This is a genomic window from Nitrincola sp. (assembly GCF_048264025.1).
In the GTDB taxonomy this organism is placed as follows: domain Bacteria; phylum Pseudomonadota; class Gammaproteobacteria; order Pseudomonadales; family Balneatricaceae; genus Nitrincola.
The window spans coordinates 1-24,071 of sequence record NZ_JBLXDN010000046.1; the positions used below are offsets into that span (position 1 = coordinate 1).

Consider the following 24,071-nt stretch of genomic DNA (forward strand, 5'->3'; position numbering starts at 1 on the left):
GTCGGATATAAGCGTGCAACACATCTGCTCGAGTCAAAAATAGCTTGCAACACGGGCGGGTCCATATAAGCCCGCTCCGCGGGCGATAATAGGATGCGGCGCAAATCGCTCACAGAGTGAGCTCCTACAGCGATCTGTCTATATCAATAATCCGCATCTTCCGACCAGAGCGCTTTATGAAAGCGCACTACCTGGTTACGGCCACCCTCTTTAGCTGCATAAAGTGATACATCTGCAAACTTGAGTACCTGCCAGAACGCCTGGGCATCGTTGGGGAAGTCGGCTACACCTGCTGAGATGGTTTTGCTGAGGCTGGTGCCAGCCACTTTGAATTTATGACTTTCCACCGCGGTACGAATTTTTTCAGCGACAGGCATGGCCTGTTCGGCATTGGTTTCAAGCAACACGATAAGAAATTCCTCGCCTCCGTAGCGTACCACCAGATCTGATTCCCTGACATTGGACTGTAGAATAATAGCCAGCTCGCGCAGTACCTGATCACCGGCATCATGTCCGTAGGTGTCATTGACTGGTTTGAAATAATCCAGATCCATCATCAGCAGTGCCATAGGTACTGAACGGCGTTTGCACTGGCTGATCAGGGTTTCGGCATACTCTTCCAGGAAACGGCGGTTGTGCAGTCCCGTCATGGCATCTTTCAGACTGGATTCACGCAGGCTGGCCATGAGGCGTTTAGCCTGGAGTACCGGTGCAGCCTCACGTAGGTAAGCCTCCAGCAGTGGGCGTTGATTACGTACTTTATGCGCATCTTCAGAGTCGAAAACCAACTGTACCACACTGCCAACGCTACCACTCTCAATCACTGGCAGGCAGATATAATGTTTATTGGCACTAGCGGCATCAGTGCTGAAGGAACGGCAGATTTGGGTGTTTTCAGAGCCATCAATCAAATGGCCGGTGCGCACAGCTCGACAGCCAACACAGTGATCGTGAATGGCCGCATCACACCAGTGAATAGGTGCTTCGGGGACACTGTCGACCATCACCGGATGAATCATTTTTTTATTCTGATCCACTTCATAAAGCGAAAAAGTATTGATGTTGAATTCCTGTTCTAATACTTCGCTGATACGCAGGAAAACTTCACTGGCGGTTTCATCCTCTTCTATGGCTTGCTTGAAGCGTGAAACACGGACTAGGCCGGAAACAGTTTCAGCCGTTTCTGTCAGCAGGTTGCCGCCTTGGTAGTCTGGTTTTGACTGCACCAGTTGGACAACATTTTCTCGAATCAGACTGAGTTTATTAGTGATTCCCTCAGACAAGGCATTGAACTGTGTGGCAATCTTGCCAATTTCGTCATTGGTACGGCTTTCAATACGGTGGCTGAAATCACCGTCGATGGCACTCTCTACGGCTGTCTCAATTTCGTTTGCGGTGGTTACCAGAGGGTGCAACATGCGCCGCAGATAAAGGATGGATATAAAAGCAAACAGGGCGACGGCCATCACCAGAAAAGCGACCGTCATGATAGCGGCTGTTTTCATGTGCTCAATAGAAGCCGTTAGTGTCACAGCACCCAGTACCGTGTTTTCCGCTACGTTATGGCATAGCAAACAGTTTACGTCGCCATCAGACGTGGCAATATAGGGAATGGTGGCACGAAATTCGGGACTGAGAATACCGCCGGTTAGTGTGAAAACAGACTCGCCACTGCTGAGTACACTTAGATCGGTAGCATCGGCGCTCATCTCACCCAGAATGCCGTCACCAAACTGTTGTTTAACCTGTGGGCCACGTATGACGCGCGCTTCATCCAGTCCGTTTACGTTGCCTATACGCTCTAATAATGAATCACGCTTGTCTATGGTGCCGGTCAACATCGCTTCAGTGAGTGCAACCCGGATCACTTCGGCCGCTGTTCGGGTATGTTCGGTAGCCGCTCGAATAGAAAAGTCCCTGAACGAGGCCAGGCTTGCAATGGTGATCACCAGGGTTAACAACAACATCACACTGGAAAGGGCAAAGATGATTTTGGTTTGAAGCTTATGCATGTGTGGGTAACCAACATCAAAGGTTAAAAATATAGTTATTCGGTAAAAGAAGACTTGGGCGCTGTTCGCATGACTACTAATTTGTCAGACTATGAACCAACTACTCTGGGTATATCAATAGCAAATATAGGCAATTGTTTTGAAATCATCACTAAAGTTGATTCTTATCAGTAATTTATTCGTTACTTGTATTTTGAATACGGTATTTGTTAGCAGCCTGCTATTGCCTACCCATGCTTTGGCGGAAACCTGTCCACCCACCGCCCCGACTACTAGCCATCGGGTGTCGCGTGTGATCGATGCCGATACCGTTGAGTTAAGTCAGGGTGAGCGTGTCAGGTTGCTAGGGATAGATGCGCCAGAGCTGGGTTACTCTGGACAAGCAGATGAGCCTTTTGCCCGCGAGGGTAAGCTGGCGCTAGAGACCTTGTTGCAACGGGTTGAATACCGCGTATTACTGATGCCTGGACAGGATTCGCGTGATCGCTATGGTCGACTGCTGGCGTATTTGTTCTTACCAGACCAAACCAATGTGCAGCGGCTTTTGCTTCAAGAAGGCTGGGTGATGCAGGTCTTTGTTGCCCCAAATCTGGAATTTGCAGATTGCCTTAGGCCTGTTGAACAGCTTGCGAGGTCAGAGCAAAAAGGCATTTGGAGTTTGTCTGATTATCAACCAGGGATAGCGTCAGTGGCCGTGCCAGATTCTGCACGTGGTGCTGTTATGGTACAGGGAGTCGTGGTCAGAGTAGGTCAAAGTAAAGACAATATTTGGCTTAATCTTCAGGGAGGGGTGGCAATACAGGTGCCGCGTCGCTATCTGGCAAGTTTTTCTCAGCGCTTAGATGGCCTCACCGGGCAGGCTGTGCGTGCGCGTGGCTGGCTGGTGCGCGAAAACAGTCGTCATCATCAATGGCGTATGCGTATCGAAGATGGTCGGGCATTGGACGTGCTGCAATAAAAACGGCCTCATTATGAGGCCGTCAGTCATACGCTTTGTACCTGAATCATGCTTTACGGTTGCGCAGATAGCAGATAGGGTGCAATACCAGCCAGGCATAAATACCCAGTCCAATCGAAGCGCTAACCAGGTTCATCCAGTCAACCCAGGTATTTACATAGCTGATGGTTGATTGGGTATGGATTGGTAGCAAAAATAAAGAGGCAATCGCCACGATTGGCGGCAGCACTTTAGAGCCTATGCCGCCTGTTGCACCAAAGTGATAGCCTTTAACGCGCGCCAGAATCTGCGGTGCTAAAAAAACCACCAGCATCAGTGCGATCAGCCACAACCAAGGCAAGGCGGAGTACCACAAAACAGTTAGAATGCCAGTCAGTGTCATCTTGTTCTCCTTAAATTTTGCCTTCGAGCATGGCGTAGTATGCAGGACGTAGCATGCGCTCTTTCATTACCCAGACTGTCCAGGATTCCTCTTTAGGATCTATGAACGAGAAAGATGGGAGCAGTACACCGTCCCAGCCAAACTCAACTAGCATGGCTTTGCCGATACTGGTAATCAGTGGACAGGAGGTATAGCCATTATGGCGTGCTGGAAGAGGGCGGTCCTGAAGGTAGGCGAGGAAGTTCTGTTCCAATATGTTGGCCTGCATTTTCACGCTGGCTGCTGTTTTATTACTGGGCATACCCATCACATCACCAATGCCCCAGACATTGGGGTAGTTGGGGTTCTGCAGGGTTTCGCGATCCACTTCCATCCAGTCACGGAAAGGAGAGTCGTCAGCAAACTTCAGCGGGCTGTTCAGTAATGAATCAGGTGCCGTCATGGGAGGAACGACGTGAATGAATTCAAAGTCTTTGGTTTCTTCCCATACTGTTGGCTCAGCGTTGCCATCTACAGTGTAATGATGTGACGTGGCCGTGCCTGTTCTTTCGCCTTTTACAGAGTAAAAAGCCTTCTTGGTATCGGCATCAATGCCGGTCAATGTCCAGAAATCATTACGAGTCACGCCCTGTTCAGTAAAACGCTGTTTGACAAAGTCATTATAGAAAGGGACGCTAAATAAACCACCGGATGGTGCCATGAACTCAACGTTAAAGTTATCGCGCTGCCCTGAGTCTTCCAGTCTGGATAGGGTGGTGAAGGTCATTTTTAGCGGTGCACCGGCACATTTCAAGGCGGTGGGTGGCAGGTTGAATAGTCCAGTACCGCTGCCTTTGGCAATCCAGCGGGTAATTTCGTCCCTGGTAGCGTCGGCTTCCTCAACGCCTGCGTAAACACTGCCTATGCCTTTTCCTTGCCCAATCAAGCCGGTATCCATGCCTTCAATTTGCTCGTAGCGCAGTTGTAAGCCACAGGCCACGATCAAATAATCATAACTGATGGTCTCACCATTACTGACACTCACCTGATTGCTGTCCGGGTTGTACTCAGTCACCATACCCCGTACCCAGTTAACACTGGAGGGTAGCCACTCTCCGGTTTTGGTCAGGGTTTTGCTCTTATTCCATACACCTGAGGCAACCAGTGTCCACCCTGGCTGATAGTGATGCTCTTCGCGAGAGTCTATAATGGTAATACGTGCTCCCTGCAGGCTACGTGCAAGGCGGTTAGCCATCGAAATGCCACCGGCACCGGCACCACTGATAACAATATGAGCATTGGTGCTAACTGAGTTAGCACTGGCATTACCAGCGATACTCAGAGCAGGGGCAGCGATAGCCGCACCAAGACCCAGTTTTAACAGGTCGCGGCGGCGTTCATTAGCCGTAGATGGTTTCTTATAGGACATACTGAGCTCCGGATTAATTCTTCTAATAAGCAGTGTAGGCGCATGTAGGTGGTCAGTGCTTTTCTGATCAATGATGATTATAGTTAATGCATGTCTAAAGTAAATATAACTAATGTATTATGTGTATATTCTTAAATTGAATAAGAAGGCCGGTTGCTATTCAAGTCCGGCTTTTCACTCATTACTGGTCATGGATTGAAAACTATCGTTATACTAGGGGTATCATCAGGCTGGCGGCGAACTGGACTCAAGCACGCGTGAACCCAAGAAAAATTACTTATTCAGACAAGCACGTGTTACTCATCGAAAGTAGTGGCAATATGCGTGCCACGATCGTTCAGATGTTACGGCAGCTGGGTGTCGTCAACATTAAGCCTATCACTGTCAGTCAACGCGTACTGGAACTGATACAGCAAGAGAATTTCGATATTATTTTGCTGGGGCATAACGCCAGCGATAAAATCACCGGTATTCAGCTGCTTGAAGAAGCTCGTTACCGTAATTTTATGCGTCCGACCAGTGGCTGGATCTTCATGACTAGCGACTCTTCTCAACAGGTTATTTTACATGCAATCGATAGTAACCCGGATTACTTGCTGACCAAGCCTTTTACAGTTGAAGAGCTTAAGACCCGTATTGATGCCTTGATCGTGCGCAAGCAGGTGCTGCGTGATGTTGATCAGGCTGTTGAGCAGGGTAACCTTGAAGCGGCGGTAAAGGCCTGTGATGTCATTTCGGTAACCGATCCCAGTTATGATTTTACCCAGCGCTATAAGGGTCGTTTGCTGCTGTCGTTAAATAAACCAACCGAAGCATTGGCCTTGTTGCAGGAGCGCTTTTGGCAGACCGCTGATAAAGATACCGGATTGTTGGTCGCGCAGGCGCTGCTGGCGTTAAAGCAACCTGAAGAGGCAATTCAGCAACTACAGGAGCTGATTGAACATCACCCCTTACTGGTCCCTGCACTGGATTTGCTCGCACAGGCCTATGAGATGCATGGCGATATGGAACTGGCCCGGGATGTGTTGCATGAAGCCAGTCGTAAGTCGCCTTTGGGTATTCCAAGACAGATGGAGCTTGGACGTATTGCCACTCAGACAAAAGCCCTGGGTTTGGCCGAAGGTGCTTATAAGCGCTCGATAGTGCTTGGACGTTCCAGCTGTTATCGGTCTCCGGAGCCTTATTTGCGCTTGGCTAATATTCGTCGATTGGAAATGCAGGGTGCCAATGAAGAGCGACGGATTGAACTGCATAATGATTTAGATGCCATTTTGAATCATGCCGAGTTTTCCTTTCCTAAAGATGAACAACTAAAAATTAAGTCCTTGCTGGTTAAATCTCAGGTGTATGGTGATCTGGGTAAGCAAGTTAAATCAGACGGCTTAAGACGAGAGGCTGAAAAGCGTAATGCACAGTTGCCGGAGCCTATCGATATAGAACGTGAAGCACTGGTATTATCGGGTGATCCGGTGCCAATGCTTGAGCAAACAGCTGAGCAAACGCAGATCAAAGCCCGCCTGCCCTACGATGAAGCCTTGAGTGACAAGATGAATCGTATGGCCATACGTCATTATATGGCCGGTAAATATGGTCAGGCGATACGTTGTTTGAATATGGCAATTGAATATAACCCGACAAGTGGTTCTGCAATCCTGAATCTGGCTCAGCTTTATTTGGAAGTAGCCCGCGATCAGTCTGATCGACGGGATGAACGTTTGACCATGGTGAGGCGTTTTATCAAACTGAGTGTCCGTGCTCAGATGAGTGAGATGGCAAAAATCCGCCAACATGAACTTTTTTCGTATCTTAAACTGCCGTTAGATCAGCTTCCTCAAGGTTCATTGGGGGTTTTGTTGCGTTAACGCCTAAACCCCTCCACAATGCAGATGTTACTCAAAGGATAACAATAATGGCGGTACGTAATGTCAGCCGATTTCGCGCAGAAAAAGTAGCTCTCGCGTATTTTCTGTTTGCAATGCTGTGGATTTTGACCTCGGATTATCTGTTGGGGCTGCTGGTTGCTGATACGACCTCTTTAGTGTCCCTTAGTACCTATAAAGGGATCTTATTCGTTACAACCACATCGATTCTGCTCTATCTGGTGTTGCGAATCTGGGTGCGCAACCCGGTTGAAGAAGAGGGAAAGGGGCAGGATTCCAAGGGGGTGGTGTTTGTCTTCAGTGGTATGGCGTTGCTGGTGCCTCTGGTGGCATTGAGCCTGTTACGCCTTGCCATGCCTCAGGCATTAGACACGGCTGCCATCAATGTACAGATGATTGCATCGATGAAGTCGGAACAGCTTAACGAATGGCTAGCCGAGCGTATAGCTGAAGCGGATAAAGTCAGTGATGACAGAGCTCTGGCCAACTGGGTAGAAGCATGGCTGGTAGATGACGATCTTGCTGCTGCCGGGCATCTGTCAGACTATCTGCAATACCTGCATAAGTATGATCAGTTCGATAGTGTTTATCTGCAGTCCTTGCAGGGTGCCTCAGTGCTTTATAGCGGTGAGTTACCATCAACCCTTTCCAGTCTGGAATCCTTTAAACAGCAAGCCGTTCAGCAGACTCAGCCGGTATTTACCGGACTGGTTGAATCAGCACAGGGTTTAAGTATTTCCTGGATTGTGCCAATGATTAAGTCAGGTGATTCTGGTGAGGTGCTCGCTTTACTGATCCTGAGTATCGATCCTGAATCACGCTTGTTTCCGCAGATTGCCAACTGGCCAGTAGAAAGCTATACGGCTGAATTATTTCTGTTGGAGTCATTGCCGAATTCAAATAATGTTCGTCTGCTAAGTCCGGTTCGGCATGTCGACTTGCCGGTCTTGTCAGTGCTTGATGATTATGCAATTACGCCTGCGATTCAGGGAGCAGGCTTTGAAACGCAGAATTACCGTCAACAAGCCGTCATTGCAGCACACAGACCCGTTCGTTATGACTGGATACTGGTTGCACAGCAGCATCGCCAGGAAGTGCTATCGCCGGTGTACATGATGGCTGCCTGGCTGGGGCTACTGGCGTTGGCCACCATGATCAGCGTAGCCTTTGCATTACGTCTGGTCTTGCAGCAGAATCGCCGCCTTCAACAGGTCGCTTACAAAATACAAGCGTCAGAAAAAGATAAATTATTATTGAAGTTTTTTGAATTACCCTTTGTTGGCATGGCTATAACAGACCCGGACACGGGACGTTGGATGCGTTTTAACCCGGAGCTTTGTCGTTTGCTGGGTTACAAAGAGCAGGAGTTAAAAGAGCTTACCTGGCAAGCTGTGACGCATCCTGACGATATTGAGTCAGACCAACAGGCTTTTGCACGTATGCAATCGGGTGTGATTGACAGTTATACCCTGGAGAAGCAGTTTGTTCGTAAATCAGGGGTAGCTTTTACCGCGCTAATGAATGTTTGTTCTGTCAGATCCGAGAATGGGCAGTTGCAGCACTCGATTGCTACTATTCAGGATATATCCGATCAAAAACGTTATGAAGCTGACATCCTGCATCAACGTGATTTGTATAACACGCTTTCCGAAACCAATCAGGCCATCATCCGCTGCACTCACTTGTCTGAGTTGTTTGCTGAAGTCTGTCGGATAGCTGTGGTGCATGGGAAAATGAACTATGCCTGGATTGGAGAGGTCGGCGTTAAAGGCATTCGATTGCTGCAGGGCTTTGGTCAGCCACCGAGAGATCTGAAAACCCTGCTGAATCATGAATCTCAGCCCTTGCCAGAAAGTGGCCCCTTGCGGCAGGTATTTGAAACAGCGCAGCCGGTTATCCTTAATCATACCCCTGATCAATCCGCTTATGCCTGCTTCCCGGTGCAGGGCGATGGCAAGGTGATTGCTCTGCTCAGTCTTTATGCTGACGATGCGGAGTTCTTTAGCCATGATGTGATGGACACCCTGTCAGAAATGGCTGGTGATATAGGTTATGCGATTCGCTTTATTGAGCAGGAAGAGGCGCTGAAAGCTGCCGTTCAGGTGGTTGAAGCAAGCCCTGTTGTGCTGTTTCGCTGGGAAAATAAGCCTGGTTGGCCAGTTACCTATGTGTCTCAGAATGTCAGTCGCTGGGGTTATACCGCTAGTCAGTTTCTACAAGGCGGCATTGACTACAAAGAGATAGTGCATGCCGATGATCGCTTATGGCTGGATGATGAAGTAACTCGTTACCTCTCTCAGCAGCGTGAGGAATATGTACAAGAGTACCGTATCCTTAAGGCTGATGGTCAGGTGCTATGGGTTGAAGATCATACCACGGTATTCTATGACGCCGTGGGTGAGGTGCAGATCATTGAAGGCGTCGTCACAGATATTACTTCCCGAAAGACTATTCAGCAGCGTATTGAGTTTCTGGCGCGTCATGATTCACTGACCGGCTTGCCCAACCGCGTGGATGTGCTGACCAGTATAGAGACACGGGGCAATGCGTATACAGCATTATTAATGTTGGATCTGGATCGTTTCAAGGATGTAAATGACAGTTTTGGCCATCGTACTGGTGATCAGTTGCTCTGTCAGGTAGCCGAGTCGCTACGCAAGGTGTGTCCAAAAGATGGCTTGCTGGCGCGATTTGGTGGAGATGAGTTTGGTCTGCTGATCGAACGTGACCGTTCCGAACTGGAGGATCTGGCTGAGACACTGATTGAGGCTTTACGCACTCCGATTCAGCTGCCTCAGGGAATGGAGATACGGATTGGCGCTTGTATAGGCATTGCACACCTGACAGAGGCGAATGATAACGCCGAAGAGTTGATGCGACAGGCTGATGCGGCCTTGTATAAAGCCAAAGAAGCCGGGCGTGAGCAGTTGCGGTTTTATTCCAATGAACTGACACGTGCGGCATTGGCTCGATTAAACATTGAGGCACGTTTACGCTCTGCGATGACAGCGGGACGGCTGGAGGTTTACTACCAGCCACAAGTCGATATTCATACGGGTCAACTGATGGGGGCAGAGGCGCTGCTGCGTTGGAAAGATTCAGAGTTGGGCTATGTGTCACCGATGGATTTTATCCCGGTAGCTGAGCAAAGTGGTTTGATTCATCCCATCGGTGAGTGGGTCATGGGGGAGGTGTGTAAAGTGGGTCGAGAATGGCTGGACAAGGGTTATCCAGCACTGACATTGGCCGTTAATTTATCTTCCTTCCAGTTACGCCATGGCGACGTGGTTTGCATGATCAAAAAATTGCTGGATAAGCATAACTTCCCTGCCAGTGGCCTTGAGGTAGAGCTTACAGAGAGTGCGCTTATGCGCCGTGAAGATGAGGCTGAGCAGGTCTTTGATGCGCTGCGATCCATGGGGGTTTCGCTGGCGATTGATGATTTTGGTACTGGTTACTCCTCGCTCGCCTATCTGAAAACCTTTCCCTTGGATGTACTGAAGATAGACAAGAGCTTTATCGAGGATCTTGAAAGCAGTGCTGATGATCGGGAAATTGCGGCAGCCGTGATTGTCATGGGCCATACATTGGGTCTGAAAGTTCTGGCTGAAGGGGTTGAAAATGCCACCCAGTTGACCTTGTTACGTGACCTGGGTTGTGATTATTATCAGGGTTACCTGAAGAGCCCTGCAGTACCTGCAGCGGAGTTTGAGTCCTTGTTCCTGGCCCGCTAGCGTCAGGTAATACCGACAGCTAGTGCTTAGCTGACGGCCAGGTTGGCAAGATGATTATCCCAGTGTACCGAAAAATGTGTGGACTGACTGATAAGCTGCCGTTGCCGGGTTTGCGCATTCAGACGGTATAAACGCCCCAGTCCGTTGCTGACCAGAAACTCAGCCGGTTGCTGGGTTTTTGCCAGTCCACAGCCATCCTGTACCGGTATGGCATCGATAAATCGACCTTCCTGCATATTCCATAGGGTAATCAGATTTCCTCTGGGTGCCGAGACTGCCGCATAATCACCGGATGCATCAAAGCAAGCGCTGCCGCCATACTGTTGTAACTGGCTATGCACCTCGTCTGGAAGTGTCAGTGGCTGTATCGATTGTCCGCGCCGATGGCTGGCAATCAGTGGCACCCGATCAGCCGGGTGCCCTTCGTATTGCATCGCCATGATAACTTGACCGGATGCGGATAGATCGATATGCCGAATACCGGATTGATGAAACTCACTGGCTAAACGCACCTGCTCCAGACATTCACCTGTGTGCAGGTCGACATAGGCGAGGGAGGGGTCCATGCTGTCAATGTTCAGGTTGACACGACCATCAGTTTGAATGCCACCATTGGCAATAATCAGGGTTTGTTGATCTGTGCCAATAAGCAGTTCATGCGGGCCTATGCCGTAGGTTGATAGTCGTGCAACGATGTTAAAGTCCTGATCAATGTCACGAACCACTATCTCGCCAAACTCTCTATGCATGGATTGCTCAGCTGTCAGTAACCACTGACCATCTGCGCTGATCTGGGCATGGCCACACAGTTGTGAGCCGGCATCGCAACGTAGCTGTTTAACCAGCGTTTTTTGCTGGTAGTCGATAATTTCTACAAATTGGCCCGGCCGTCTGGCAACAGCGACAAGCCAGGGGTAAGAAGGGTGTGTGGCTATCTGGTGCGCCCGTTCAGGCAAGGGGTGGCGCAGCAGCTCACCCGCTTGTAAGTTGAACAGGTGCAGGTAATGCTGACCATCCGGCCCTTGGCTGGCAGAGGCGTATAGTGGTTCGGCGGCGAGCGCTTGCCCCGAAAAGCTGGTCAGTATGATCGGCGTGGCGCTAAGCCAGCCTAAAAATCCTCGTCGGTTAATCGCCATCTCGACTGTTAAACCCCAGTTGAATATTGAGTAAGTACATGGCTGTGCCCAGATCTGTATGTAGCTGTTTTAACCCATCGGCTACATCCAGTAACTGCTGATATTGTGTCTCAGACAGGCGGTTTTGTTTCACTTCGTCAATACTATCCAGTTGTGCTCTCAAAGCGATGAAATGTTGCTCAAGTGTATCCGCAAGCGCGGACTCATCAGCCTTAACCAGTAGTTCTCTGACACTGATGGGTAGAGTGCCGCTATAAAGTGAATGCAGTGCAGCCAGGTTGGTGCGTAAATTACTGATGGATTGTTCGCTGCGCCAGGATTCACTGCGTTGCCAGCGTACCCGATCATAGCTGTTTCCCAGCGGTGCCAAGACTTTATTATCACGCAGGGCTTCAGGGGATTCGGCCAGCGACTTCATCAATAAAGTGGCGGCATCGGCATGTAGGTCAAAGTAGTTATTGTCGCCCGCTCCCAGCATACGTTCACGCATGTTGGGCCATTCAGAATGAATATCAACAGCCGTTTGGTGGATATACTCGGCAATGCCCTGCGCCAGTCGGCATTCAGCACTCATGTCTGACAGGCTGTCCGGTGCTGTGTCACTAAATAGTAAACGTTCCAGAGCCGGGAAACCCTTGACGCTGATCGGCGAGTGACTGAAAAACTCAGGGTCAAATTGAACTGACGTATCGGCCAGTGCGTCTCTGAGGTGTGAGCTGCCACTGTTACGCTTGTCTGGCCAGTACTGCAGAGCAAAGTTACGCATCAGCAGTGTCACAGGGCCAAAGTTTATATGCTTTATACTTTGCCAGTCAGTCATCGCATGGCGATAACGGGTTTGAGCGAGTTGCAGTTGCTGGTCGTCAGGCTGCAGGCATAGCTGCTCAGTCGCAGCAGCCAGCTGTGCGGTACTGTTCACCAGTTGTTGATAACCAGGGATGACCTGTTGGTCAATGATGGCACTGTTGAGCTGTTGCCAATCCTGCTCAGTCGGGGTATCGGCTATTGCCAGGTTGGTGATGAGTAGACAACTGGCTGTCAGTATCCAGCGGATGTGTCGGCTTAACCCTATTGTATCTACGGCATTCATAGAAGTGCTCTTAAATTATGCTCTTAAAATAGACTTTTTAAACATACAGCTACAGGGATTCCAGAAAGGAGATCAAAGCATCTCGCTGAGGTTTATCCAGCTGTGTGAAGCGATTTCGTGCTATTTGTGCTTCACCGCCGTGCCAGAGGATGGCTTCTGTCAGACTACGAGCCCGACCATCATGCAAAAAATGCGTCTGGCCACTGGTGGCCTGTGTCAGGCCGATGCCCCATAAAGGCGGTGTTCGCCATTCGTTGCCGTTGGCATTAAATTCAGCTCGGTGGTCAGCCAGTCCTTCACCCATATCATGCAACAACAGATCGGTGTATGGCCAGATTTTTTGGTTGGCAAGTCCAGCTGGAGCATCGGCTGCGGTGATATAAGAGGGTCGGTGGCAGGCATTACATCCCAACGCGTAAAACTGTTCGCGCCCTTCGGCCACTTCAGGCGCCTGAGTGCTCGATCGTGCAGGTACGGCGAGATGTTGAATATAGAGTTGCAGTGCAGAGACGACTGCATCCGATGCTTCAACATTATCCAGGTGAGGGCTGTTACCATCGGGTGCTTGTCTGCAGAGCGTTTGCTGCTCTGTACAGCCACCATACCCCTGTGGATACATGCTGGTGGAAATACCTATATCCTCGTGAAAGGCGGAATTGTTTTGCTGTTTAATCGTAGGGTGTCCGGCTTTCCAGCCAAATCGGCCGATAGCTGTCGCTTGGGCATCAATATCCCACACCCGGTTGGCTTTTCCTGAAATGCCATCACCGTTTTGATCATTAGGATCTTCCCAGGCCAGAATATCCTCGTCACTGATCGCTTCCAGTAAACCCAGTCCGATCATCTGCGGGGCGATGCGTGGAGAAAGCTGGGTATCCGGATGCAGCGGCCCATATTTCAAATCCGTGATGCTGTAGTTGGGTTGGCGTAGTGTCAGGGTTTCACCATCAGCAAAGTGAAAAGGGATTTCGTCGTAGCTCAGGGTAAAGCGCCCCTCAGCTGGAATGCCTTGAATGGAAAAGTCCTGCAGTTGAGTGCCGTAGGTCGGTTCTGGAATAACCCCGGATTGTCCTGAATCCAATGCGTGCCTATCCTGGTCATTTTGTGCCGGAATACTCAGGCGCAATAGCATCGACACAGCATTGTAGTTGTCTTGACTGGTATCCGGTGTATGTCCACGACCATTATTGGTATGGCAGCGCAGGCATGAACGTGAATTGAACAGAGGCCCCAATCCGTCACTGGCTTTGGTTGATGCTGGCGCAGAGACCCATATTTTCTTGAATAGGCTTCTACCCAGGGTGAACATCATCTGTTCACTATCAGCTAGTAGAGCGGATGGGTGAGAAAAGGCTTTTTCATTTCGTGCCACCTGTGCCGTAGCTTCTCCGGCCGGTTGCAATTCTGATGTCTGATAGACAGGCGTGTTACCGGCTGCCGTAGAGGCAGCCAGTAGCAGACTGAATCCCAGCGTATTCAATCTTTGTTGAGACATGCGTGATACTTAGCCGTTAATAACTAGGTCAGGATTGTCCAGGCTGTCCGAACCTTCCAGTTCGATGCCGTCCAGCTCAAGTGCATTGATAGCCTTCTCGATAGAACGGGTCTGTGTAGTCAGCTTGTCAACCAGTTGTTGTACCAGTGCATTACCTTCAGTATTGCCTGCACCAATCAGTACATCGAAAGTGTTGCCTTGGGCGGCAGCATCAACAATGGCCTGGGCGGCCGCCTGGGTTTCAGCGAGCTCGGATGAGAGCTGCTGCTCAACTTCAGGTGCACTGGCTTTCAGCATGTCGGCCAGTGATGCGCCTTGCACAACAGAGCCATCGACACGGGTGTACTGGCCCTGAAATACGTTATTTATCCCCAGTACGTCGTAGAAGTGTGAGTTGTGGGTATTGTCTGAAAAGCAATCGTGCTCTTCTTCTGGGTCATGCAGCATCAGACCGAGCTTAGTGCGTTCACCAGCCAACTCCCCGTAGGAAAGACTACCCATCCCGGTCAGAATTGTTGCCAGTGCACCTTTTTCACCTTTATCAACCAGCTGCACGCGGGCTTCGCCGCCCTCTTTCCAGTTATCAGCCATCTCTTCCAGATCAGAAATCAACAGGTCTGTGGCGACAGACAGGTACTGGCGGCGACGATCACAGTTTCCGTCGGTGCAGTTTTCCAGGCTAAAGTCGGTAGCAGGTCTTTCGCCGGCACCTGGCTCGGTACCATATAGATCCTGTCCCCAAAGCAAAAACTCGATGGCGTGATAGCCGGTCGCTACATTCGCTTCAATCTCATCGATTTCATGCAGGGTTTCTGCCAGAAGCTCTGCAGTAATTTCTGTCGTATCAACAGTTTCATTGCCCAGTTGAATCGATGTATTAGCAATGACATTGGCGGTGTACAGGGCATTTTCATCAGACATGTCGCCGTAGCTGCTGCTATCGACATAATCAATCAAACCTTCATCGAGAGGCCAGGCATTCACACGACCTTCCCAGTCATCCACTATCGCGTTACCAAAGCGGAATACTTCGGTCTGTTGATAGGGGACACGGGATGCTATCCAGGCTTCACGGGCAGCCTGCAGTGTTTCTTCACTGGGGTTGGCTAACAGACTATCAACTTTGCTTTTGAGTGCTTGCGCCGTGGTGACGGAGTCACTGTAGCCGGCTTCGGCTATGTCGGCATAGGTCTTCAATACAGCGGCAGGCTCGGCTGCGATAGCCTGGTGAGTGGCACCCGCTAACGCGAGACCTACATAAAGCAGGGTTAGTGTGCGTTTCATAACTTTCTCCCTCGTTCGATTTGAAAAACATCCTATATGATAATCATTATTGTTACAATTAACCATGTTGTTTAGTTTAGTTGATGCTGATCTGTATCATGTTTTCTTTTAAAGTGCCGGTATATAGTGCTTTTCTTGAGGGTGATTTTACGGTGCTGCTGGAGTTAGCGGGAGTGGAAATGAAAAAAGTAAGTTTTACTAGCCTGTCAAATGTGGCTTTATTACTGGCCGCCTCGAGTGTGTTTATGCTGCCTGCTTTGGCAGATGATTCCGTGGCAACAGGGGGGTCTTCGAATAAGGAGCAGTTGGGGCAGGCGTTGTTCTTTGATCCCATCTTGTCAATGACACGCAGCCAGTCCTGCGCGACCTGTCATGCACCGGATAAGGGGTTTTCAGACCACCGTGGAGAGGGTGTCGCGGCGGCAGTTTCACTGGGTGATGATGGTAAATCGCTGGGAGACAGAAATGCTCCCGCTATCGGCTATGCGGCTTTTATTCCACCTTTTCACCGCAATGATGATGGGGTGTATGTGGGCGGACAGTTCTGGGATGGTCGTGCATCCACTTTGGTCGATCAGGCAGAAGGGCCGCCGCTTAATCCTATTGAAATGGCATTGCCGGATAAGCAGACACTGGTGACCCGTTTAGCAGAGCATCCGAGCTATCAGCCACTTTTTGCTGAGGTCTATGGTAGCGATATTTTTCATAACGCTGACGCTACTTATAGAGCTGTGGCTGATGCGATTGCCAGCTTCGAGCAAACGGCCTTGTTTGCGCCCTTTGATTCAAAGTATGACCGCTATCTTCGCGGTGAAGTTAGTCTGACGCCTGAAGAAGACTTGGGAATGACATTATTCTTCTCACAGCAGTTTACTAATTGCAATCTGTGCCACCAATTGCAGGCTTTGCCGGGCAGTGAGCAGGAAACTTTCAGTAATTATGAGTTCCACAATATCGGCGTACCCGAAAACACCGATTTACGTGCATTAAATGCCGTCACTATGCCAGATGAAGGCCTTTTTGCTCACCCAGATGTGTCAGATCCACTGCAACGAGGTAAATTCAAAACGCCAACGCTACGCAATGTGGCCGTAACCGCGCCCTATATGCACAACGGTGTTTTTAAGGATCTGCGTACGGTGGTGTTGTTCTATAACAAATACAACAGCCGTAAAGCATCTATGCAGATTAACCCGGAAACCGGTGAGCCTTGGAGGGAAGCTGAAATAGCGGAGAATTTGTCTCTGGATGAGTTGGAAACAGGACCGGCCTTAGATGATCGGCGTGTGGACGCCCTGGTAGCCTTCTTGAAAACCCTGACAGATCAGCGTTATGAGCATTTATTGGCCTCCCCGCAGGGACTTGAACCCCGATCTGACCCTTAGGAGGGGTCCGTTCTATCCAGTTGAACTACAGGGAGAAGGCGCGGGTATTGTACTGAGAATTGGCCTGGCTGACCAGTGTGAGAGGCTTAGGCTTTACCTATGCTACGTTGTGCAGCGTAATTGCCTTTGCCGCCAGCCGGATCATAAAGCACATTGGAACCCTGATGTCCCTGTAACAGGGCCAGCAACTGGTCAACATTTTGTTTGCTGCGAGCCAGAATCTGCTCATTACGTTTGCTGGTTGCACGGACATCATTGAGCTGTTGCTTGAGCTGTTGCCAGTCAGATAACACCGCATCTCGCAGTGAGCTGGGCAGCTCTTCCGAAAAGTCTTCAAAGCCAGCCTCTGAGGGGGAGTGTCCAGCCAGGGTTAATGTCTGGTTACGCTCACGGATGTTCGCTTCAATCTTGAGCAGCAACGCATGCTTGTTTCGCGTGGTTAGTTTCAGCCCTTCAAGATCGCGTTGTTCGAGTACGGCGTGTTCTTGCTCAAGAGCCTCTTGCAGTGAGTGGAAAAGCACACAACCCTGACGGGTCAGGGTTGCGAACTGTTCGTAAAGATCTAATGACATAGATTTGATCAACTAAAGAGTTTTTCGAACTGTAATACTTTATCGGCAATACGTTCATTGCTGATGTTGTAACTACCGTCTGCAATGGCGGCTTTTATTTCAGCCACTTTCCCTGCATCAAAATCTGAACTGTCATCAGCCTGCAATTTGGCAGATTGCAGAGCCTGGGCGGCATCGCTAAGACGAACAGTATCCGCTTTGGTTGCGGGTGTGTTACCGGCATTACCTTGATTTTCGGGCTTGGCAGACGCTTGCTCTGTCTGCTTGCCGCGGGCGGCTGTCGTCTGGTTGGAGGACAGGCCGTTCAGTTCAATAGCCATCCTGAATCACCTCGTAAACTGGTTATGCTGTAGTTATCGGTCAGCCGTTTATTTTCTTTAATGTTTTTTTATTATTTTTGCAGCTGCACAGCATGAATCGTCACAGTATAGCAACAACCGGTTGTTAAGGCACTTGAACGACACCCGGTGCTGTGATGACTGCCCGTATTTCTATGCCTGTTTGTTCGTTTCTGACCCGTATTTGCTCGCCTGTCAGGCCATCTTCCAGCGCGATGCCAGATGTTCTGATTACCAGAGACCCGCGCCGAGACTCTAGCGATACCTGATCGCCTCGGGAGACGGTCAGTGCATGCTCAACCATACGTGAAGATATAATCTGATCACTGCCCATCGGGCGCCGCACCTGCTTACCCACAAGGTCCTGTTCCCGAGTGAAATAGTCGCCATTCATGCGTATTACATCCTGTTCGACTATACGTATATCAGAGGGCGCTATACGAGTGTTGCGGGCCAGCGGGCGACTTGTCACAATAACATCTACGAGCTGTTTTATCTGGGCGGTAACAAATAAGCTCCAAAAGGAAGGTGCATGGCAGGTAACTTTTGCTGTCACCCGCTGCCCACTATTAAACGGCAGGCTGATTTCGAGGGGGGTCTGGCAGCGAGGCAGGTCCAATGCAGGATTTACTGGATTAATTGTTGCTTCAATCCGGCTTTCTGGCGATCGTGTGTTAAACTCATAAATGAGGGTGTCATGAACCTGTTGTTCGATATCTTCAGGCAGCATTCTGGCGCTAACAGCCGTCGCAGCCAAAAAAGTAGCCAAAAACAATACAACTAGTGTTAAATTAACAGTATTCACGCGTATCCTGTTCCATCGGGGAGATGCAACTCTGTTTAAGTCGGCTTGAGGTTTATTGAATCATGTCAGGTATATTGGATAGTGTAAACCTTCGGACACAGATGGTCGGTCAAAACCGTCTCGAGCTTTTGTTGTTCGGTCTTGAAACCTCACAATGCTATGGCATTAACGTGTTCAAGGTGCGTGAGGTGCTGCAGTGCCCGGAACTCACTGAAGTGCCCCGAAAAACCTCTGTCATCAAAGGTATGGCGCATATTCGTGGTGAGACAATACCCGTGCTCGATTTGTCTGAGGCAATTGGTCGTCCTCCGGTTCCCGCCGAAGAGGAAGGGGGTTGTTTTCTGATAGTTGCTGAGTACAACAAGCGCACCCTGGCCTTTTTGGTCAGAAAGGTAGACCGTATTCTGAACACCAATTGGGATCAGATCATGGCACCTCCTGCCGAAATCGGATCAGATAACTATCTGACAGCGGTGTTTGAGTTTGAAGGTAAGCTCATCGAGATTATCGATGTTGAGCAGATTCTGGCAGATATTTATCCGGCATCAACAGATATCAGCGGTGATATTGCTACCAAGGAAATGAAAACCAAGGCTGAACAGTATCGGGTTATGATCTGTGATGATTCGCAGGTAGCTCGTAATCAGATGATTCGAAGTCTTGAAGGGTTGGGCCTTAAAGTTACTGTGGCTAACAATGGTCGTCAGGCGTGGCAGACACTCAAAGATCTGGCTGATCGAGATGTCGATGTACCTGATTATTTTTTGATGCTGATCTCTGATATTGAGATGCCGGAAATGGACGGTTATACCCTGACCTCAATGGTTCGCAGTGATACCCGTATGGACAAATTACATGTGATCCTGCATACGTCGCTTAGCGGCGGTTTCAATGTCTCTATGGTAAAAAAGGTTGGAGCGGATGGCTTTCTGGCCAAATTTAATCCGGATGACTTGGCTTCAGTTGTTGTTAAGCGCATCAATGCAGTTAATAAGCACTGACAACCTGATAGGTAGAATTGAGTGAAGAGCGGATTCAGCATTACCTCTGAAGAATTCAGAGGATTCAGCCAGTTTCTGGAAAAAAGCTGTGGCATTTTGTTGGCAGAGCACAAACAGTATCTGGTGCAGAGTCGTCTCAGTCGCATCATGCAGAAAGAAGGCTATAGCAGTCTTTCTGACTTGATTCGCCGTCTCAATCAACCGGGCAACTCGACAATTAAAGAGCAGGTCATCGACGCGATGACCACCAACGAAACCTTGTGGTTTCGTGATATTCATCCCTATGAAATACTGAAAAACAAACTCTTGCCTGAATTGAGTGATGGCAAGAGCTTTCAGAAGTTACGTATCTGGTCGGCTGCCTGTTCAACTGGCCAGGAACCTTACTCTATCAGTATGGTGATTGAAGAGTTTCGCCAGACTAAAGCCAGTGCGTTTTCCAGTGGTCAGGAAATTGTGGCCACTGATATAGCCTCAACGGTGCTTGATCAGGCCCGCAAGGGCGAATATGAAATGCTGGCCTTGGGGCGTGGGCTGTCACAGGATCGCCTGATGCGTTTCTTTACTAAATCATCCGAGGGTAGTTGGCAGATTAAGACTGAAATACGCAACCGAGTGCGTTTTCAGAGTTTGAATTTGCTGGGCCAGTACTCCACGTTAGGGCAATTTGATATTGTCTTTTGTCGCAATGTGTTGATCTATTTCTCTTCGGATGTAAAAAACGATATTTTGCGTAAAATCCATAAGCAACTCAAACCAGGCGGTTATCTGATTCTGGGGGCGTCCGAATCCCTGTCTGGTCTGCCAGACCTGTACAAAATGATCCATTGCCGCCCCGGCATTATCTATCAGGCGATTTGAGTTGCCGCTTAGGTGGCAGTACCTTGCCGCTTTTGATCTGACTTTCATCACCCGCTCTTCCCGAAGCCCGCAATAGCGGGTTTTTTGGTTTTTGGCACAGTGTTTGCTTTATTTGGTTCAAAGCAGTTTTTTGAGCTAGGTGGCAAGCATGGCAATAAATTTTGATTCAGCACTGGGAATACATGCGGATGCATTAACTTTGCGTGCGCGGCGTGCTGAGGTTATCGCGAATAATATTGCCAACGCCGATACCCCTAACTTTAAAGCCAGAGATATCGACTTTCGCGCCGTGTTAAGCGGCGCGATGGATGGACAGCAATCGCCATTGAAAATGGCGGTCACGCAGGATGGGCATAAGCAGCAGTTGGCTGATCCTGATTTTGCGGCTGATCTGATGTTCCGCAACCCACTACAGCCAGCTGTCGATGGCAATACGGTTGAAGTACAGGAAGAGATGGCACGTTATACCGATAATGCCCTGCGTTATCAGGCTAGTTTTGAGTTTTTGAACAGTAAGTTTTCCGGTCTACGTAAAGCGGTTAAGGGTGAGTAAGTATGTCACTGTCTAATGTGTTCAGTATTTCCGGCTCGGCTATGAGTGCTCAGACCATTCGTCTGAATACCACCGCCAGTAATATGGCCAATGCACAGAGTGTCAGTTCAAGTGAAGGTGAAACCTACCGAGCCAGACACCCGGTTTTCTCACTGAAAGCACCGGATGCTAGTGAGCTCCGCTCGGCTGACTCCGGGTTAGTGCCAGGGCAGGGTGTACAAGTATTAGGCATAGTAGAGAGCCAGTCTGAACCACGTATGACCTATGAGCCGGATCACCCGCTGTCAGATGAGCAAGGTTATGTGTATTACCCGAATGTGAATGTGGTGGAAGAGATGGCTGACATGATTTCAGCATCACGTTCTTTCCAGATTAATGCCGATGTGATGAATACGGCAAAGCAGATGCTGCAGAAAACCCTGACCCTGGGTCAGTAAGCCAGAATTAGAGGATATCGTCATGAGTACGATTAATACCACCAACAACATCTATGATCAGATCAATCAAGCCAATCAGCAGAGTTCAACCAAAAAAGCTGAGAGTAATGATGATAATCAGATGTTTATGAAACTGATGATCGCGCAGCTGCAAAATCAGGATCCGACCAGTCCCGCGGATACCAGCGAATTTATGCAGCAGATTTCCAGTATGACCATGGTCGAAACCATGACAGAGATGTCAAACACCTTTCAAACCATGAGCAACAGTTTATTAAGTAGTCAAAGTGCTTTGCAGGCTTCGTCAATGGTCGGTCAGCGGGTATTCATTAATACCGATATTGCACAGATGACTCAGCAGGGTGGGGCGCTGCCAGGGACTGTCAGTCTGGAAACCAGTACAACAGATCTTCGCGTGTCTATCTATGACCAGGGTGGAGCCTTGGTGGATCAAGTCAATATGGGGCAGACTCAAGCCGGTGAGCGTAGCTTTGTCTGGAATGCCTCCGAAGACGTGCCTCCGGGAAACTATCAGATGATAGCCGAAGCCTATGATGGCGAAAAATATACACAGGTTGATACCTGGCTACCCTTTACTGTGAACAGTGTGTCATTGGGCCAGAATGGTATCGGTATGAAAGTGAATACATCTATTGGCAGCATCGATTTCAGCGATGTTAAACAGTTAGGGTAAGTGAGGATATAACGTCATGTCATTCAATACAGCTATTACCGGTCTAAAAGCCGCATCTACCATGTTGGATGTGACCGGTAACAATATAGCCAACGTCAGTACCACCGGCTTTAAGTCTTCACGGACTCAATTTGCTGATATTTATGCCACTTCAGTAGTGGGAGCTGGTTCCAGTAATACCCCTGGATCCGGTGTTACAGTCTCGGGTATTTCTCAGGACTTTAGTGCTGGAACCATCGAATTTACTAATAATAACCTTGATTTAGCCATCAATGGTTCCGGCTTCTTCCAGGTGGATGATGGGCAGGGTAGTGTCACTTATACCCGGTCCGGTGCTTTTGAGCTGAATAAAGATGGTTTTATTGTTACCAAAAACGGCAAATACCTACAGGGCTATGGTCTGGATGAGCAGGGTAACCGCTTGCCTATCGGTAACTTGGCGGTGACTCAAAAAGAAAGTCCGCCTAAAGCCACTGAAAGTATTGATCTGTCGTTCAATATAGATGCACGTGCGGATTCTTCTTTACTGCTGCCTGATTACAATAAGGATGAACCGGGCTCTTTTACCTACACCACAACAGTCAGAACGTTTGACAGTTTGGGTAACGAGCATACCATTAAATATAACTTTGCAGAGCAGCGTCCAGTCAGAGAGTACTTTACTTTTGATGTTGATCAGGTGCTCCCGCCAACAATACCCGCTACAGCAACGGTTGTGATTTCAGGCGAAACTTTGACGATTACTGATAATGCCGGTGTCTGGGAGTTTGATGCGAATGAGTTGGCTGATCTTGAGCAAAAAGATAATCGGTTTGATGGAGCGTCTTTTGCATATGATGGGTCAGAGCTTTACTTTGAGTTAAAGGCCAGTTCCACTGATGCCGGTGATGTGGTCGTTACTGATGGTACCGACCGTCTGGACAGAACCAATTCTGTTGATAAATATCGCGATGCTAACGAAGTCCGTACTTATACTATTTCTGCGGGTACGGGAACAGTTGAAATCGGCGGAGTTACCATTAATCTGGATGGTGCCACACCGACGGCAAATGCGGAGTCAATAGCTGCACGCGAAGCGCAGATACTTGATCGCAACCCGGCGATGGAGTCTGTGCAGGTTAATAGTCTGGGGCAGTTAGAAATCCGCTTCAAATCTGAGGAAGGCGACATTGCCGATGATGTCGTTGATCCCTATCCAGTAGTGGGTACGGGTGGTGTTAGTGCTACTTTGGAAGATACGGTGCAGGGTGATAATTCTTACCGTGGCTATTATCGCATGTATGCTTATCTGAACGGTGAGGAGTTACTGGATCTGGGCAAAGTTAAGGACTGGGGTAACGGCGGCGGGTCGGCAGCGCTGGGTGGAACTGGCGAAACAGAACCTGGTCCAATTTTACTGCAGTTTAATCCGACCAATGGTTTGTTACGTTCCATTAACGGTACGCAGTTCCCAGCAGGTGGACAGGTGCCTGCTATCACTATAAGTGGTGCAGATCCTGCAAACCCACTGACACAAATCTCCTTGCGTCTGGATAATACTACTCAGTTTGCATCTGCCTCGATTGTCAAAAATAACCAACAAGATGGCTATACGAAGGGGGATTTGATCGGTGTGACTTTTGCACCTACTGGTGAGATGATCGCCTCCTTTAGTAATGGTCAGAATCAGGCACTCGGTGTGGTGGCGTTTGCGACTTTCGAAAACCAGGATGGTTTGCAACCATCGGGCGATACTGAATGGATCGCGACCCTGGCCTCAGGTAATGCCATTCTTAACCCGCCAGGTACGGGTTTGAACGGTACGTTGCGTTCGGCAGCGCTAGAACAGTCTAACGTGGATCTGTCGACTGAGCTGGTTAACCTGATTCAGGCGCAGCGTAACTTCCAGGCTAGTTCTAAAACCCTGGAAACTGCGAATAACATAACCCAGACTATTCTGAATATTTAATAGTAGAGCAGGAACCTGGTTTTGTAGGAAATAAGATGGACCCGCCCCCCTAACAATGTGCCATGCTTAATCTGTAGAGAAAGCAAACCGGCATCTGA

General features: G+C 49.2%; 20 protein-coding genes and 1 tRNA gene. 10 read left to right on the forward strand and 11 right to left on the reverse strand.

Annotation, left to right across the window (positions count from 1 at the left end):
* Nucleotides 1-143 precede the first annotated feature (143 nt).
* Nucleotides 144-2,012 (reverse strand): diguanylate cyclase, encoded by a 1,869-nt coding sequence (locus tag ACN0R1_RS19045; protein ID WP_417585748.1) that lies wholly within the window; start codon nt 2,010-2,012, stop codon nt 144-146.
* Nucleotides 2,013-2,151: 139 nt separating this feature from the next.
* Between ACN0R1_RS19045 and ACN0R1_RS19050 the strand changes: the two genes are divergently transcribed.
* On the forward strand, nt 2,152-2,970 hold the full coding sequence (locus ACN0R1_RS19050) for a thermonuclease family protein (protein WP_417585750.1): 819 nt from the start codon (nt 2,152-2,154) through the stop codon (nt 2,968-2,970).
* 46 nt (nt 2,971-3,016) lie between these two features.
* On the opposite strand, the gene ACN0R1_RS19055 is transcribed toward ACN0R1_RS19050, so the two are convergent.
* Nucleotides 3,017-3,352, reverse strand: a complete 336-nt coding sequence (locus ACN0R1_RS19055) for a hypothetical protein (RefSeq protein WP_417585752.1) — start codon at nt 3,350-3,352, stop codon at nt 3,017-3,019.
* 10 nt (nt 3,353-3,362) lie between these two features.
* On the reverse strand, nt 3,363-4,760 hold the full coding sequence (locus ACN0R1_RS19060; protein WP_417585754.1) for an NAD(P)/FAD-dependent oxidoreductase: 1,398 nt from the start codon (nt 4,758-4,760) through the stop codon (nt 3,363-3,365).
* A gap of 257 nt (nt 4,761-5,017) precedes the next feature.
* Here ACN0R1_RS19060 and ACN0R1_RS19065 point away from each other — a divergent pair, with 257 nt between their 5' ends.
* Together ACN0R1_RS19065 and ACN0R1_RS19070 are read left to right on the forward strand one after the other, a co-directional pair.
* A complete protein-coding gene (locus ACN0R1_RS19065) occupies nt 5,018-6,622 on the forward strand; it encodes a response regulator (protein ID WP_417585756.1) in 1,605 nt (534 codons plus the stop codon).
* Nucleotides 6,623-6,669: 47 nt separating this feature from the next.
* A complete protein-coding gene (locus tag ACN0R1_RS19070; RefSeq protein WP_417585758.1) occupies nt 6,670-10,374 on the forward strand; it encodes an EAL domain-containing protein in 3,705 nt (1,234 codons plus the stop codon).
* A 26-nt stretch (nt 10,375-10,400) separates the two neighbouring features.
* Here ACN0R1_RS19070 and ACN0R1_RS19075 read toward each other — a convergent pair whose 3' ends face one another.
* Genes ACN0R1_RS19075 through ACN0R1_RS19090 form a run of 4 tightly spaced genes read right to left on the reverse strand, consistent with a single transcriptional unit; the run spans nt 10,401 to nt 15,379 of the window.
* Nucleotides 10,401-11,510 carry a DUF1513 domain-containing protein gene (locus ACN0R1_RS19075; protein WP_417585760.1) on the reverse strand — a complete coding sequence of 370 codons (1,110 nt, stop codon included), beginning with the start codon at nt 11,508-11,510 and terminating at the stop codon, nt 10,401-10,403.
* Nucleotides 11,500-12,600 carry an imelysin family protein gene (locus ACN0R1_RS19080; RefSeq protein ID WP_417585762.1) on the reverse strand — a complete coding sequence of 367 codons (1,101 nt, stop codon included), beginning with the start codon at nt 12,598-12,600 and terminating at the stop codon, nt 11,500-11,502. The genes ACN0R1_RS19075 and ACN0R1_RS19080 overlap by 11 nt, the downstream gene beginning before the upstream one ends.
* Nucleotides 12,601-12,649: 49 nt before the next feature.
* Nucleotides 12,650-14,095 (reverse strand): di-heme oxidoredictase family protein, encoded by a 1,446-nt coding sequence (locus ACN0R1_RS19085; protein ID WP_417585764.1) that lies wholly within the window; start codon nt 14,093-14,095, stop codon nt 12,650-12,652.
* 9 nt (nt 14,096-14,104) lie between these two features.
* Nucleotides 14,105-15,379, reverse strand: coding sequence for an imelysin family protein (locus ACN0R1_RS19090; protein WP_417585765.1), 1,275 nt, complete (start codon nt 15,377-15,379; stop codon nt 14,105-14,107).
* A gap of 245 nt (nt 15,380-15,624) precedes the next feature.
* On the opposite strand from ACN0R1_RS19090, the gene ACN0R1_RS19095 reads away from it, so the two are divergent.
* On the forward strand, nt 15,625-16,764 hold the full coding sequence (locus tag ACN0R1_RS19095; protein WP_417585784.1) for a cytochrome-c peroxidase: 1,140 nt from the start codon (nt 15,625-15,627) through the stop codon (nt 16,762-16,764).
* On the opposite strand, the gene ACN0R1_RS19100 is transcribed toward ACN0R1_RS19095, so the two are convergent.
* The 4 genes from ACN0R1_RS19100 to flgA form a co-directional block, all read right to left on the reverse strand.
* Nucleotides 16,724-16,799: transfer RNA gene (locus ACN0R1_RS19100), tRNA-Arg, on the reverse strand. The genes ACN0R1_RS19095 and ACN0R1_RS19100 overlap by 41 nt on opposite strands.
* A 51-nt stretch (nt 16,800-16,850) precedes the next feature.
* Complete coding sequence (locus tag ACN0R1_RS19105; RefSeq protein ID WP_417585767.1) at nt 16,851-17,336, reverse strand: flagella synthesis protein FlgN; 486 nt, start codon at nt 17,334-17,336, stop codon at nt 16,851-16,853.
* Between the two features lie 8 nt (nt 17,337-17,344).
* Nucleotides 17,345-17,656 carry a flagellar biosynthesis anti-sigma factor FlgM gene (gene flgM / locus ACN0R1_RS19110; RefSeq protein ID WP_417585769.1) on the reverse strand — a complete coding sequence of 104 codons (312 nt, stop codon included), beginning with the start codon at nt 17,654-17,656 and terminating at the stop codon, nt 17,345-17,347.
* Nucleotides 17,657-17,780: 124 nt separating this feature from the next.
* Nucleotides 17,781-18,479, reverse strand: coding sequence for a flagellar basal body P-ring formation chaperone FlgA (gene flgA, locus ACN0R1_RS19115; protein ID WP_417585771.1), 699 nt, complete (start codon nt 18,477-18,479; stop codon nt 17,781-17,783).
* Nucleotides 18,480-18,541: 62 nt separating this feature from the next.
* Here flgA and ACN0R1_RS19120 point away from each other — a divergent pair, with 62 nt between their 5' ends.
* From ACN0R1_RS19120 to ACN0R1_RS19145, 6 genes are all read left to right on the forward strand, one after another.
* Nucleotides 18,542-19,480 carry a chemotaxis protein CheV gene (locus tag ACN0R1_RS19120; RefSeq protein ID WP_417585773.1) on the forward strand — a complete coding sequence of 313 codons (939 nt, stop codon included), beginning with the start codon at nt 18,542-18,544 and terminating at the stop codon, nt 19,478-19,480.
* Nucleotides 19,481-19,501: 21 nt separating this feature from the next.
* On the forward strand, nt 19,502-20,341 hold the full coding sequence (locus ACN0R1_RS19125; protein WP_417585775.1) for a CheR family methyltransferase: 840 nt from the start codon (nt 19,502-19,504) through the stop codon (nt 20,339-20,341).
* Between the two features lie 148 nt (nt 20,342-20,489).
* Entirely contained in the window at nt 20,490-20,894 is a 405-nt protein-coding gene (gene flgB, locus ACN0R1_RS19130; RefSeq protein ID WP_417585777.1) for a flagellar basal body rod protein FlgB, read from the forward strand.
* A 2-nt stretch (nt 20,895-20,896) separates the two neighbouring features.
* The gene (gene flgC, locus ACN0R1_RS19135) at nt 20,897-21,331 is read left to right on the forward strand and encodes a flagellar basal body rod protein FlgC (RefSeq protein ID WP_417585778.1); all 435 of its coding nucleotides are present in this window, start codon (nt 20,897-20,899) and stop codon (nt 21,329-21,331) included.
* Nucleotides 21,332-21,353: 22 nt separating this feature from the next.
* On the forward strand, nt 21,354-22,025 hold the full coding sequence (locus ACN0R1_RS19140; protein ID WP_417585780.1) for a flagellar hook assembly protein FlgD: 672 nt from the start codon (nt 21,354-21,356) through the stop codon (nt 22,023-22,025).
* 16 nt (nt 22,026-22,041) lie between these two features.
* Entirely contained in the window at nt 22,042-23,973 is a 1,932-nt protein-coding gene (locus ACN0R1_RS19145; RefSeq protein ID WP_417585782.1) for a flagellar hook protein FlgE, read from the forward strand.
* Nucleotides 23,974-24,071: the final 98 nt, after the last annotated feature.

Bases quoted from the DNA above. Each gene is read 5' to 3' on its own strand.
- ACN0R1_RS19080 (WP_417585762.1), bottom strand. From the start codon at position 12,600: ATGAATGCCGTAGATACAATAGGGTTAAGCCGACACATCCGCTGGATA.
- ACN0R1_RS19075 (WP_417585760.1), bottom strand. From the start codon at position 11,510: ATGGCGATTAACCGACGAGGATTTTTAGGCTGGCTTAGCGCCACGCCG.
- ACN0R1_RS19045 (WP_417585748.1), bottom strand. From the start codon at position 2,012: ATGCATAAGCTTCAAACCAAAATCATCTTTGCCCTTTCCAGTGTGATG.
- flgC (WP_417585778.1), top strand. From the start codon at position 20,897: ATGTCACTGTCTAATGTGTTCAGTATTTCCGGCTCGGCTATGAGTGCT.
- ACN0R1_RS19055 (WP_417585752.1), bottom strand. From the start codon at position 3,352: ATGACACTGACTGGCATTCTAACTGTTTTGTGGTACTCCGCCTTGCCT.
- ACN0R1_RS19095 (WP_417585784.1), top strand. From the start codon at position 15,625: ATGCTGCCTGCTTTGGCAGATGATTCCGTGGCAACAGGGGGGTCTTCG.
- ACN0R1_RS19105 (WP_417585767.1), bottom strand. From the start codon at position 17,336: ATGTCATTAGATCTTTACGAACAGTTCGCAACCCTGACCCGTCAGGGT.
- ACN0R1_RS19060 (WP_417585754.1), bottom strand. From the start codon at position 4,760: ATGTCCTATAAGAAACCATCTACGGCTAATGAACGCCGCCGCGACCTG.
- ACN0R1_RS19070 (WP_417585758.1), top strand. From the start codon at position 6,670: ATGGCGGTACGTAATGTCAGCCGATTTCGCGCAGAAAAAGTAGCTCTC.
- flgB (WP_417585777.1), top strand. From the start codon at position 20,490: ATGGCAATAAATTTTGATTCAGCACTGGGAATACATGCGGATGCATTA.
- ACN0R1_RS19140 (WP_417585780.1), top strand. From the start codon at position 21,354: ATGAGTACGATTAATACCACCAACAACATCTATGATCAGATCAATCAA.
- ACN0R1_RS19120 (WP_417585773.1), top strand. From the start codon at position 18,542: ATGTCAGGTATATTGGATAGTGTAAACCTTCGGACACAGATGGTCGGT.
- flgM (WP_417585769.1), bottom strand. From the start codon at position 17,656: ATGGCTATTGAACTGAACGGCCTGTCCTCCAACCAGACGACAGCCGCC.
- ACN0R1_RS19085 (WP_417585764.1), bottom strand. From the start codon at position 14,095: ATGTCTCAACAAAGATTGAATACGCTGGGATTCAGTCTGCTACTGGCT.
- ACN0R1_RS19145 (WP_417585782.1), top strand. From the start codon at position 22,042: ATGTCATTCAATACAGCTATTACCGGTCTAAAAGCCGCATCTACCATG.
- ACN0R1_RS19090 (WP_417585765.1), bottom strand. From the start codon at position 15,379: ATGAAACGCACACTAACCCTGCTTTATGTAGGTCTCGCGTTAGCGGGT.